This window comes from Kitasatospora sp. NPDC001095 (genome assembly GCF_053598615.1).
Genome location: NZ_JBSFKQ010000066.1, coordinates 26,654 through 38,108 on the forward strand (window position 1 = coordinate 26,654; position 11,455 = coordinate 38,108).

The 11,455-nt window shown below is 74.9% G+C and carries 9 protein-coding genes; 7 read left to right on the forward strand and 2 right to left on the reverse strand.

What is annotated here, in order from left to right; all coding sequences use genetic code 11:
- Positions 1 to 81 precede the first annotated feature (81 nt).
- From ACWDBB_RS33175 to ACWDBB_RS33185, 3 genes are all read left to right on the forward strand, one after another.
- Positions 82 to 1,107 (forward strand): zinc metalloprotease, encoded by a 1,026-nt coding sequence (locus ACWDBB_RS33175; protein ID WP_449793117.1) that lies wholly within the window; start codon positions 82 to 84, stop codon positions 1,105 to 1,107.
- Positions 1,108 to 1,368: 261 nt separating this feature from the next.
- Positions 1,369 to 1,830, forward strand: a complete 462-nt coding sequence (locus ACWDBB_RS33180; protein WP_449793118.1) for a universal stress protein — start codon at positions 1,369 to 1,371, stop codon at positions 1,828 to 1,830.
- A gap of 52 nt (positions 1,831 to 1,882) precedes the next feature.
- Positions 1,883 to 2,689: a DNA-formamidopyrimidine glycosylase family protein gene (locus ACWDBB_RS33185; RefSeq protein ID WP_449793119.1), complete on the forward strand. Its 807-nt coding sequence runs from the start codon at positions 1,883 to 1,885 to the stop codon at positions 2,687 to 2,689.
- A 21-nt stretch (positions 2,690 to 2,710) separates the two neighbouring features.
- Here ACWDBB_RS33185 and ACWDBB_RS33190 read toward each other — a convergent pair whose 3' ends face one another.
- Together ACWDBB_RS33190 and ACWDBB_RS33195 are read right to left on the reverse strand one after the other, a co-directional pair.
- Complete coding sequence (locus ACWDBB_RS33190; protein ID WP_449793120.1) at positions 2,711 to 3,346, reverse strand: uridine kinase; 636 nt, start codon at positions 3,344 to 3,346, stop codon at positions 2,711 to 2,713.
- A gap of 46 nt (positions 3,347 to 3,392) precedes the next feature.
- Positions 3,393 to 4,706, reverse strand: a complete 1,314-nt coding sequence (locus tag ACWDBB_RS33195; protein WP_449793121.1) for an outer membrane protein assembly factor BamB family protein — start codon at positions 4,704 to 4,706, stop codon at positions 3,393 to 3,395.
- 253 nt (positions 4,707 to 4,959) lie between these two features.
- Between ACWDBB_RS33195 and ACWDBB_RS33200 the strand changes: the two genes are divergently transcribed.
- From ACWDBB_RS33200 to ACWDBB_RS33215, 4 genes are all read left to right on the forward strand, one after another.
- A complete protein-coding gene (locus tag ACWDBB_RS33200; RefSeq protein ID WP_449793122.1) occupies positions 4,960 to 7,488 on the forward strand; it encodes a SpoIIE family protein phosphatase in 2,529 nt (842 codons plus the stop codon).
- A gap of 123 nt (positions 7,489 to 7,611) precedes the next feature.
- A complete protein-coding gene (locus ACWDBB_RS33205) occupies positions 7,612 to 9,273 on the forward strand; it encodes a sensor histidine kinase (RefSeq protein ID WP_449793123.1) in 1,662 nt (553 codons plus the stop codon).
- A 150-nt stretch (positions 9,274 to 9,423) separates the two neighbouring features.
- Positions 9,424 to 10,098 (forward strand): response regulator transcription factor, encoded by a 675-nt coding sequence (locus ACWDBB_RS33210; protein WP_449793128.1) that lies wholly within the window; start codon positions 9,424 to 9,426, stop codon positions 10,096 to 10,098.
- A 550-nt stretch (positions 10,099 to 10,648) separates the two neighbouring features.
- Positions 10,649 to 11,377 carry a LysM peptidoglycan-binding domain-containing protein gene (locus ACWDBB_RS33215; RefSeq protein WP_449793124.1) on the forward strand — a complete coding sequence of 243 codons (729 nt, stop codon included), beginning with the start codon at positions 10,649 to 10,651 and terminating at the stop codon, positions 11,375 to 11,377.
- The last annotated feature ends 78 nt before the right edge of the window (positions 11,378 to 11,455 follow it).

Below are 11,455 nucleotides of genomic sequence, written 5' to 3' on the forward strand. Positions count from 1 at the left end.
CGCGCCGTGCACCGGCGGGCCGGCCGGAGCAGGCCCCGGGCGCGGCCGGGACTCCGTCAACTCCCCCCGTCAGGAGCGCTGATGCGCCGTACCTCCCGGGTGCGCCCGCGTGCCCCCCGCCTGTTCCCCTGCGCCGCCGCCCTGGTCGTGGCGGCCGGCCTGAGCCAGTTCGCCGCACCGGCCGCGCACCGCGCCGCGGCCGGGGAGTCCGCCGCTCCAGCCGTCGAGTGCGCGGACGACGACGCCGGTGCGACCGATGCCGATGCCGGTGCGACCGGCGACGGTGCGACCGGTGCCGCCGACCGTCGGCCGGCCGGCAGCCGGGTGGTCCGGGACCCGAACGAGGTGAGCGCCGGGAAGGCCCGGGCGATGCAGGCCGACCTCGACCGGCGGCTCGCCGAACTGGGCACCGGCCGGCTCCGGGTCGGCACCCCGACCACCGTTCCGGTCCACTTCCACGTGATCCACGACGGCGACGCCGGGCGGTTGGACCAGGCCGCCGTCACCGGCCAGATCGACCACCTCAACGAGAGCTACGGCGGCCAGGGCGAGGGCAACACCGCGAGCCCCTTCCACTTCCAGCTGGTCGCCACCGACTGGACCGACAACGCCTCCTGGTACACCGGCATGACCCCGGGCTCGCCGGCCGAGATGGCGATGAAGACCGCCCTGCGCAAGGGCGACCAGGGCACCCTCAACCTCTACAGCGCCCGGCTCGGCGACTCCCTGCTCGGCTGGTCGACCTTCCCGAACGCGTACCGGACGAACCCGACCGACGACGGTGTGGTGGTCCTCGACGCCTCCCTGCCCGGCGGCGCCGCCACCCGCTACGACGAGGGCGACACCGCGACCCACGAGATCGGCCACTGGCTCGGCCTCTTCCACACCTTCCAGAACGGCTGCCGGGCCCCCGGCGACTACGTGGACGACACCCCGCCCGAGCGCACCGCCGCCTCCGGCTGCCCCGAGGGTCGCGACACCTGCTCCGGCCCGGGGCTGGACCCGATCCACAACTTCATGGACTACAGCTACGACTCCTGCATGACCCTGTTCACCCCGGGGCAGGTCCGGCGGATGGCCAACTCCTGGGCCGCCTACCGCCGTTGATGTCTCAGCAGAAGACGACGGGGTAGCGCGGTGTCCGGCCGCCGGAGGCACGGAACCCCTACGCCGGTGCTCCGGGGCGGCGGAGGCCCGCAACCGGACGGCCGGGCGATCTCCCGGCACCCTCCCAGGCGCCGGCGGTGCGCCCACACTGGAATTGAATGCGGCGGGCCGCTCGCGGCGTGGCAGATACCGACCGTTTGTCCGATTTGATCTATGTTCGGAGGGTCGGGACCGATCAGCAGCAACCGAAGGAGCAAGGGCATGAGTGCCAATCCCCGGATCGTCGTCGGCGTGGACGGCTCGCCCGCCTCGGAGCAGGCGCTGCGCTGGGCGATCGACTACGCGCGGGCCGTCGGCGGGACGATCCACGCCATCGCCGCCTGGGAGTACCCGGCCTTCTACGGCTGGGCCGGACAGGGCGTACCGACCGTCGAGACCTTCAACCCCGAGGAGATCGCCGGCAAGACCCTCAGCGACACCATCACCAAGGTGGCCGGTGACGACGCGGGCGTGCGGATCACCGAGAGCGTGACGCCCGGCAACGCCGCCCGGGTGCTGCTGGAAGCCGCCAAGGGCGCCGCGCTGCTCGTCGTGGGCAGCCGCGGCCTGGGCGGCTTCTCCGGCGTGCTGCTCGGCTCGGTCAGCCGCCACCTCACCGAGCACGCGCCCTGCCCGGTCGTCGTCGTGCGCGAGGCCCACGGCGACGCGGAGCAGTCGGAGTAGGCGGGCGGGGGTCGGTGACCCGTCGGGCCGCCACGCGGACCAGAATGGAGACATGCCAGAAGGTGACTCCGTCTACCGCGTGGCGGCCCACTTGCACGAGGTCCTCGCCGGGCAGCCGCTGACCAGCGCCGACCTGCGGGTGCCCGCGCACGCCACCGCCGACCTCACCGGCCGCCGGGTGCTGGAGGTCGCCCCGCGCGGCAAGCACCTGCTCGCCCGCCTCGAGGGCGGCCTCACCCTGCACACCCACCTGAGGATGGACGGCCGCTGGGTGCTCTACCGCCCCGGCGAGCGGTGGAGCGGCGGCCCCGACCGGGAGATCCGCGCCGTCCTCGGCACCGACCGGGGCACCGCCGTCGGCTACCGGCTGCCCGTCGTCGAACTGCTGCGCACCACCGACGAGCGGCGGATCGTCGGCCACCTCGGCCCCGACCTGCTCGGCCCCGACTGGGACCCGGTCGAGGCCGTCCGCCGACTCCTCGCCCGCCCCGGCCGCCCGGTCGTCGAGGCCCTGCTCGACCAGCGCAACCTCGCCGGGATCGGCAACGTCTACGCGAACGAGCTGTGCTTCGTCGCGGGCGTGACACCGTGGACCGAGGTCGGTGAACTCCCGCACCCCGACCGGCTGGTGGAGCGCGCCCGGCAGATGCTGGAGGCCAACAAGCTGCGCCCCGGCCACATCACCACCGGCGACACCAGGCCCGGCTACCAGCACTGGGTCTACGGCCGGGCCGGCCGGCCCTGCCCGCGCTGCGTCACCCCGGTGGCCGCCGCGCGCCAGGGCTCGCCGCCGCGCGACCGGGCGGTGTTCTGGTGCCCGTACTGCCAGCGCGGCCCGGCCCCGGAGAGGAGGGCCTGACCGGCGGATCCTTGTCAGGCCCTACGGCAGCTCGACCAGCGCGGGGTGGCGCGGGTCGTCCACCCGGACGGTGAGGTCGGCCGCCGTGGCGGGCCCGGTCTCCGCCTCGTAGCGGGCGAAGGCGGGCAGCGTCCACTGCTGGTCGGCCGGGGTGCGGCGGGCCAGCGCGGCCGGGCTGAGGGACAGGTGGACGGTCAGCTCCAGCGGCAGCCAGCGGCCGAGCAGCAGGGCGCCGTCCAGCAACAGCACGCCGCCGGGCGGGAGTTCGGTGTACGGGGCGCGGGTCGAGCGGTCGGTGACCGGGTCGCGCAGCGAGGGCAGCACGCGGCCGCTGCCGCCCGGCTCCAGCGGATCGAGCACCTCGCGCGCCAGGGCGCCGTCGTCCAGCCAGAGGTCGTGGAAGGCGTCCGCGTCGTGGTGGCCGTACTCCAGCCGGATGGAGGCCGGGCGAAGGAAACCGGCGGCCGAGACCCGCAGCGTCGGATGGCCGCGCAGCCGCAGCGGTTCCACCAGGGCGTCCGCGAGCGCCTCAGGACGGGCGGCCGCCGCACCGTCCACGGCCACCCGCAGGCGCCGGCCTCGGGCGTCGGGCAGGGCGGCGATGCGGTCGGCGAGCAGCTCGGCCAGGTTGTCGGGGGAGATCGGGCGTACCTGCATCGGGCCATCCTGCCGTGTCGTGCCGTCTCGTCGGGGTGCTCGGCGCTCAGCGCAGCGGGAGGGCGTGCAGGATGTCGTCGTGGCCGGCGTAGAGGCGGTCCTTGTCGGCGGCGACGGTCCAGACGTCCTTGCCAGGGCCCGAGTCGTGGAAGGTCCACTCCAGCTCGCCGGCCGTGATGTCGACCGCGCTGACCCCTCCGGCCGCGGTGCCCGGGACGAACAGGGTGCGCTCGGCGACCAGCGGACGGTTGCGGCGGTCCAGCGGGAACGGCAGCCGGCAGGACCAGTTCTGCCCGCCGGACCACGTGTCGTGGGCGGTGACGGTGCCCTGGTCGCGCGGGATGAGCAGCTGCCCGTCGCACTCCACGGGCGGCAGGGCCCGCCAGGACTCACCCCGGGCGGGGGAGTGGGTCCAGCCCGTCTCGCCGGTGGGGAGCAGCATGCGAACGCCGCCGCTGCCGTCGGGGACGTAGATCCGCTCGGCGCCGGTGACGCACCAGCGGAGGTCCTCCTCGCCGGGGGCGGTCCACAGCTCGCGGCCGGTGAGGGCGTCGCGGGCCGCCAGCTCGGTGCGGCCGCCGAGGAAGCGGACGCAGACCAGGAGGGGGTGCTTGGGGCCGGTCGTGGGGGTGACGGGCTGTTCCGTCTGTTCGGTGCGGACGGACCAGAGCACGGAGCGGTCGGCGACCCGCAGCGCGAAGAGGTGGTTCTGCGGTGGGGTGCCGTCGGCCCGCGGGCGGCCCCACGAGTAGCCGTAGAGGATGCCGCGGTCGTGGCCGGCGAGACGGGTCTGGCCCTGGAGCTCGTCGGGCAGCGGCAGGCTCCAGTCGGCGGCGGGGTCGGTGAAGTGCCGGGCCTCGGCGTGGCCCTGGTAGGTGGCGAAGAGGTGTTCCGGTCCGAACACCACCTTGTCGAGCATGTCGCTGTCGCTGGGCCGGTTACGGGGGGTCGGCGGCTCGAAGACCAGCAGCCGGCCGGCGGTGCCCCGGTCGTGGTCGAGGACCTGCAGGCCGTTCCTGGAGAGGTAGACGGGCCGGTGCGGCGGGTCGGTGAGCCGCTCGGGGGTCATCGCCTCCGGGCCGCGGTAGGTCCAGAGCGGCGTCGGCCCGGACAGCGCGGTCGGCTGCGGCCTGCTCGGCCCCGGCGACGGGAGCACTCCGCCGCCACCCGTACGGCCGAGCGCCCAGGCGGCCCCGCCCGCCGCGAGTACCCCGGCCCCGACCAGCAGCCCGCGCCGGCTGGGCCGCAGACGCTCCCCGCCGCCCGCGACCACGTCCGCGGAGGCCTCGCCGCCCGCCGTTTCCCCGTCCCACTGCCACGACGCTCCGTGTGCGGACTTCTCGGACGACGGCGACTGCATGCGGCTCCCACTTCCCCACCCGGCGGCCTCGCGCCGCCACCCGCCCGGAGGATATCGAACGGGAAACGGTCGACGGGCCGCCGACCGGACCCCGTCTCCGGGGTCGTCGCGGTGCCCCTTGCGGTTGACCACGGTGGTGCGGCGGGATTCGCTCGGCATGTCGTCCGTGCCGGGGCAGGCCGGGCCCCGTGGCAGCTCGGGGCCGGTGCGCACTCGCCTTGACACCGTTCCGGGCCGGGCGTAGCAAAAGAGCATGTGCCATCCGCAGGCGACCGGTGGGGCCCCTGGTGCGCGCACCGGTCCCGACCGGCCGCCGGAGCCCGGAGCCGGCGCGGAGCCGGCCCGGTCCGTCCGGGACCCGGCCCGGCACGCGGAGCAGCGGCGGGACGAGCTGTTCGCCGGGGCGGTGCGCCGGGTGCTCGGCACCACCGAGGCGTACGGGGCGCTGGTGTACCTGCGCTCGCGGGACCGCCGGTCGCTGGTGCTGCGCACGATCGCGGGCGTGCCGCCGACGGTGATGAGCCCGTTCCGGCGGGTGGCCGCCGCGGGGCCGATGCCGGTCGCGGTCTGCTTCCGGACCGGGCACGTGATCACCCTGACCGACACCGAGGACACCATGCGGCGCTTCCCGCAGTTCGCAGTCGGCCTGCCGTACGACTTCGCCTCGGCCTGTGTGCCGGTGGGGTGCGGCGAGGAGCGGTTCGGGGTGCTGAGCGGGCTGTGGCCCGCCTCGGACGAGGGGTTGCCGGAGCCCGCCGCGCGGCAGCTCGCCTCGGTGGCGGACCAACTCGGCCGGGAGCTGGCCGAGTTGGCGGAACCGGGGCAGTCCGTGGAGCCGGGCGGCGAGGTGGCCGTGGTGGAGGCGCCGTCGTCGACGGTGCCGACCACCCGAATCGGGCTGTTCGACTGGGACTTGGCCACCGGGGCGCTCGCCGCCGACGACCGCTTCCGGGAGATCTTCGGCTTCGGGCCGGGCGAGTTCGACGGCACGGCGGCGGCGCTGAACCATCGGATCGCGCCCGGCGACCTGCCGGAGTTCCGGGCCGCCGCCCGCGTCGCGCTGGAGCACGGCGAGGTGCTGGCCGCCCGCGTCCGGGTGCTCGGGCGGGACGGCCTGCCGTACCCGGTGGAACTGTGGGCTCGGGTGCCCGTGGCGATCTCCGACGGCCGGACCCACCTGGTCGGCGCGGTGCTGGACGTGCGGTCCCTGACCACCGCCGCGGCCGCCGTCGAGCGGCTGCACGAGGGCGTGTTCTCGCTCGACCCGGACGGCCGGATCGGCTACGCCAACCGCGCCGTCGAGCCGCTGCTCGGGGCCCGCCGCGAGGACCTGCTCGGCCACAGCCCCTGGGACATGCTGCCCTGGCTCGCCGACCCCTTCTACGAGAACCGCTACCGCGCCGCCCTGTTCTCCCAGCAGCCCACCGCCTTCCTGGCCGCCCGCCCGCCGGACTGCTGGCTCGCCTTCTCGCTCTACCCGGACGCACACGGCGTCACCGGCCGGGTGGTCGCGGCCGAGGCGCCGCCGGGCGCCGCCGAGCCGCTCGCCACCCCGCCGCCCGCCACCCGCACCGGGGTGGGCGACAGCGTGAGCGGCACCCACCACCTGCTGCAGCTGGCCAGCGCGCTCACCGAGGCGGTCACCGTCCGGGACGTGTGCCGGGCGGTGGCCGAGGAGATCCTGCCGGCCTGCGGTGGCCAGGAGCTCGCCATCTACGCGGTGCGCGAGCAGTGCCTGAACCTGCTCCTGCAGACCGGCTACCCGGCCGGCTTCCTGGACGCCTTCGAGGGCCTGTCGGTCGACGCCCGGGTGCCCGGCTCGGAGACGCTCAGCACCCGCACCCCGATCTTCTTCGAGTCGGTGCGCGAACTCGCCGCCACCTATCCCGGCCTCGCCCTGGACGAGATGGGCGCCTGGGCCTTCCTGCCGCTCATCGCCTCCGGCCGTCCGGTCGGCAGCTGCATCATCGGCTTCGAGCGCCCGCGCCCCTTCACCGTCGAGGAGCGCGGCCTGCTCACCGCGCTCGGCGGCTTCATCGCCCAGGCCCTGGAACGCGCCCGGCTGTACGACGCCGAGTTCGCCCTGGCCCGCGGCCTGCAGCAGGCACTGCTGCCGCACCGGCTGCCCGAGGTGCCCGGCATCCGGATCACCGCCCGCTACCTGCCCGGCACCCAGGGCATGGAGATCGGCGGCGACTGGTACGACGCGATCGTCACCGGCCCGGACGTCACCCTGGTGATCGGCGACGTCGAGGGCCACAGCGTCGGCGCGGCCGCCACCATGGGGCAGCTGCGCAGCGCCGTGCGCGCCTTCGCCACCGGCGGCGACCCGCCCGACGAGGTGCTCGCCCGCACCAACCGGCTGCTGCTCGACCTCGACCCCGGGCTGCTCGCCAGCTGCTGCCTCGTCCGGCTCACCCCCGCCGCCGGCCTCGCCAGGATCGCCCGGGCCGGGCACCTCCCGCCGGTGCTGCGCCACCCCGGTGGGCAGGCCGAGGCGCTGTACGTCCCGGGCGGGCCGCTGCTCGGGGTGGTCGAGCGGGCCGACTACCCGGTCAGCGACCTGCGGCTGGGCAGCGGCGCCGTGCTCGCCCTCTACACCGACGGGCTGGTGGAGGACCCGGCGGTGGCGATCGACCAGGGCGTGGACCGGCTGCGGGCCGCGCTGGCCCGGGCCGCGGCCGGGGAGGGACTGGAGCAGGCGGCCGAGCGGCTGCTGCGCGAGGTCGGCTCGACCCGCCGGGTGGACGACGTGGCGCTGCTGCTCACGGCCTTCGGCTGAGTACGGCCCGAGCGGCCGCTGGACGGATGCCACTCGGCCGCGGTGACCAGGCGACTTTCGTCGTCGCGGGGCGGAGACGAAGGAGGGCGGCGGGCGCCGCGGCCGGACCGGTAGCCTCGACGGGTGGAAGCGATCGCGCGGGCCTGGAACACGGCGGTACGGACGGCTCTGCCGGGGCCCTGGCGGCCCCGGCGGGTGGTGGGCGAGGCGGTGCTCGCCCTGCTGGTGGGCGGTTTCGCCGCACTGTTGGAGCTGCTCTCCAACAGCGGCCTGGCGTTGCCCCTCGGTCTCGCGGTCGCGGTGCTGTTCGTCCTGCGTAGGGGCCTGCCGGCCACGGTGCTGCTCACCACCGCGGCGCTGGCCGGCTGGGCGGTCGGGCCGATGCTGATGCTGGTGTGCGCGGGCTGGACGGCCGGCGCGCGGATCCGCCGGGTCTGGTCGCTGGTCGGCGCCTTCGTCGTGGGCTGGGCGCTGTTCACGGTGACGGGCGCGGTGAAGGACGTCGCCTCGCTCTCGCCGAAGCTCGTCCTGCCGCTGTCGCTCGGCTTCTTCCTGGTGTCCGCCGTGCTGCCGGCGCTCTACGGCCGCTACCGGGCGCAGCGCCGCGCCCTGCTGGACGCGCTGCGCGAGCGCAACGAGCAGCTGCTGCGCGAGCGGGTCATGGTGGTGCACCAGGCGCGGCTGCGCGAACGGCACCGGATCGCCCAGGACATGCACGACAGCCTGGGCCACCAGCTGGCGCTGATCTCGGTGCACTCGGGCGCGCTGGAGGTGGACCGCACGCTCACCGACCGGCAGCGCGAGGCCGTCGGGGTGCTGCGCCAGGCGGCGGTCGCGGCGATGCGCGAGCTGCGCGAGGTGGTCGGGGTGCTGCACGACGAGTCGACGGCGCTGCCGCCGACCGCCGGGACGGCCGCCGCCGGGGCGCCGGCCCGCGGCGGGGTGGACGGGGTCGAGGGGCTGGTGGAGTCCTCCCGGTCGGCCGGGGCGCGGATCGACTTCACCCTGGAGGGCGAGCGGCGTCCGTTGCCGGCCGCCGTCGACCACGCGGCGTACCGGATCGTGCAGGAGGCGCTCACCAACGCCCACAAGCACGCGCCCGGCGCGCCGATCGGCGTCGCGCTGCGGTACGAGCCGGACGCGCTGGTGGTGGAGGTGACGAACGCCCGCGCGCCGGAGCTCGTGGGGGCACGCGTCGGCGCGGGCACGGCGGTGAGCGGCGGTCAGGGGTTGGCCGGACTGCGGGAGCGCGCCCGGCTGGTCGGCGGCATGGTGCACGCCGGGCCCACGCCGGAGCACGGCTTCCGGCTGGCGGGGGTGCTGCCGTACGAGGGGGCGGAGCAGGACGCGGCGGCGGACGGGGCCGAGGACTGGATGGTGGACGGGCTGCCGCCCGTCGAGGAGCCGGAGCGCGGGCGGCGCAGCCCGGCGATCGGCTGTGCCCTCGGGGTGGTCGCGGTCGCGGTGATCGTGCTCGGGCTGCTGGTCTGGGGCGTGGTCGCCCTCGTCCGGGGCACCAACGACGCGACCGTGCAGAAGCCGATGTACGACCAGATCAGGGTCGGCACCGCCGAGGCCGAGGTGCTGCAGACGCTGCCGCACGGCAACGACTTCTTCACCGACTCCTATAAAGGGACGGGGCCCGAGGTGCCGGCGGGCGCGCACTGCCGCTGGTACGTCCTGAACGGTGCGCCCGGCTCCGGCTGGAACGAGGAGCACGTGGCGCGATTCTGCTTCCGGGACGGGGCGTTGGTGGAGAAACAGGAGTACGTGGCCCGGGGCTGAGTGCCCCCGTGCGCGGGCGGGTGCTCCGGTGGGCCGGGCCGGGCCGGTTTCGGAGCCGGCCGGTCCGGATCGGGGTAGTTCGGAGCGGTCTCTCCGGGATGTGAGGATGGTGCCGCAGCCGAAGAGCACCGTTCGAGGGGAATGACCAGCGTGATCCGAGTCCTCGTCGCCGACGACGAGCCGCTGATCCGGGCCGGAATCAGGATGATCCTCGGCTCCGCCGACGACATCGAGGTGGTCGCGGAGGCCGCGGACGGGCGCGAGGCGCTGGAGCTCGCGCGGGCGCACCGGGTGGACGTGGTGCTGCTGGACATTCAGATGCCGGTGATGGACGGGCTGACGGCGCTCGGGGAACTGGCGAAGGTCGCCCCCGGCGCGCGGGCGCTGATCCTCACCACCTTCGGGGAGCGCGAGAACGTCCTGCGCGCCGTGTCCGAGGGCGGTGCCGGCTTCCTGCTCAAGGACACCGCGCCGAACGAGCTGATCCAGGCCGTCCGGGCGGCGGCGGGCGGGAACGCCTTCCTCTCCCCGGCCGCCACCCGGCACATCGTCGACTCGCTGGCCTCCGGACGCAGCGCCTCGCTGGCCGCCCGCGCGGTGGCGGCGAGGCGCCGGCTGGAGGTGCTCACCCCGCGTGAGCTGGAGGTGTTGGCGCTGCTCGGAGAGGGTCTGTCCAACGCCGACGCCGGGGCGCGGATCCACATGAGCGAGGCGACGGTGAAGACCTACGTCAGCCGGATCCTGGCCAAGCTGGGCTGCGAGAACCGGGTCCAGGCGGCGCTGCTGGCGCGGGACGCGGAGCTTGACGACCGTAACTGGGGGTAATTTTTCACTCGCTCGCCGTGTCGAGCGTGATGGATGCCACTCGGTGGCCATGCGGAACCGGGAACTCCGGCTTCGGTGGTGACAGTGCGTCAGTGGGCGATTCCTCCGCGTGGATGGTGTGTCAGCTTTCTCGGAGGGATAGGTGTGAGCGAGGGCACGAAAATTGACCATTTGATCTTGAAAATACGGTCAAAAGCTTTCAAATCGGGCGCAACTTCTTGATCGATACCGCCGGTAACAGTCAACTGACCTGCGAGGTCCAAGAATTGCTTGCTGCGTCCGGGTGATGCCCCCTAGCTTCATTGGCGGCGCAACGAGCGCCACCCGGGTTCACCCCGACGCACTGCCCGCCGACTGACCCGCGGCGCGAGGGCGGTGCCCGCCGACGAGGCCGGCTCGAACAGGCCGTCGGCGTGCGGAGGTGACCGGGGCGGCACGGCACGTCCGACACGTGTCCGGCCGCCCGTCGAGTGAGGTGAGCAAAAGACCGCCGGCCCATGTCCCGGGCCTGGTTCCGCATGCCCGCCCGGGACTTGTCGAGAGGACCTGTATGAATCCCCGTCACGAGACCGCCGCTGCCACCGACACCACCGCCACCGTCAAGCGCCACCGCGTTCGGATGGCGGTCATCGCGGGCGCCGCCGTCGCGGCCCTGCCGGTGGCCGGCCTCGTCACGGCCACCTCGGCCTCCGCCGCTACCAGCTCGACCTGGGACGCCGTCGCCCAGTGCGAGAGCGGCGGGAACTGGAGCATCAGCACCGGCAACGGCTTCCACGGGGGGCTGCAGTTCGCCCCGTCCACCTGGGCCGCGTACGGCGGGACCGCGTACGCCTCCCAGGCCAACAAGGCGAGCAAGGACCAGCAGATCGCCGTCGCGGAGAAGGTCCTCGCCTCGCAGGGCCCGGGCGCCTGGCCCGTCTGCTCGCAGAAGGCGGGCCTGGGCAAGGGCGGCGCTCCGGCCGCCGTCGACACCGCGGGCGGCACGGCGGCCAAGGCGGCCAAGCCGACCACGAAGGCGGCGAAGCCCGCGGCCAAGCCCGCCGCGCCCGCCGCCACCCAGCAGGCGCCCAAGGGTCAGCCCTCGGCCAAGCCGGCGCAGTCCGCGCCGGCCTCGCCGAAGAACACCGCCGCGGGCGGCTACACCGTCCGGAGCGGTGACACCCTCAGCGAGATCGCGGCCAAGTTCGGCACCGACACGGACAGCCTGTACCGGAAGAACGCGCGCACCATCGGTGGCGACCCGGACCTGATCTTCCCGGGCCAGACGCTGACGGTCTGACCGGGCCGACCGTCCGGCGGGAGGCCCGCCGCCCGACGGAGCCCTGCGGAACCGGCCGGGCGGCCGCCCTGGACGGGG

Excerpts from the sequence above, each read along its gene's own strand:
- ACWDBB_RS33215 (WP_449793124.1), top strand. The coding sequence starts at position 10,649 with ATGAATCCCCGTCACGAGACCGCCGCTGCCACCGACACCACCGCCACC.
- ACWDBB_RS33190 (WP_449793120.1), bottom strand. The coding sequence starts at position 3,346 with ATGCAGGTACGCCCGATCTCCCCCGACAACCTGGCCGAGCTGCTCGCC.
- ACWDBB_RS33175 (WP_449793117.1), top strand. The coding sequence starts at position 82 with ATGCGCCGTACCTCCCGGGTGCGCCCGCGTGCCCCCCGCCTGTTCCCC.
- ACWDBB_RS33180 (WP_449793118.1), top strand. The coding sequence starts at position 1,369 with ATGAGTGCCAATCCCCGGATCGTCGTCGGCGTGGACGGCTCGCCCGCC.
- ACWDBB_RS33195 (WP_449793121.1), bottom strand. The coding sequence starts at position 4,706 with ATGCAGTCGCCGTCGTCCGAGAAGTCCGCACACGGAGCGTCGTGGCAG.
- ACWDBB_RS33185 (WP_449793119.1), top strand. The coding sequence starts at position 1,883 with ATGCCAGAAGGTGACTCCGTCTACCGCGTGGCGGCCCACTTGCACGAG.
- ACWDBB_RS33200 (WP_449793122.1), top strand. The coding sequence starts at position 4,960 with ATGTGCCATCCGCAGGCGACCGGTGGGGCCCCTGGTGCGCGCACCGGT.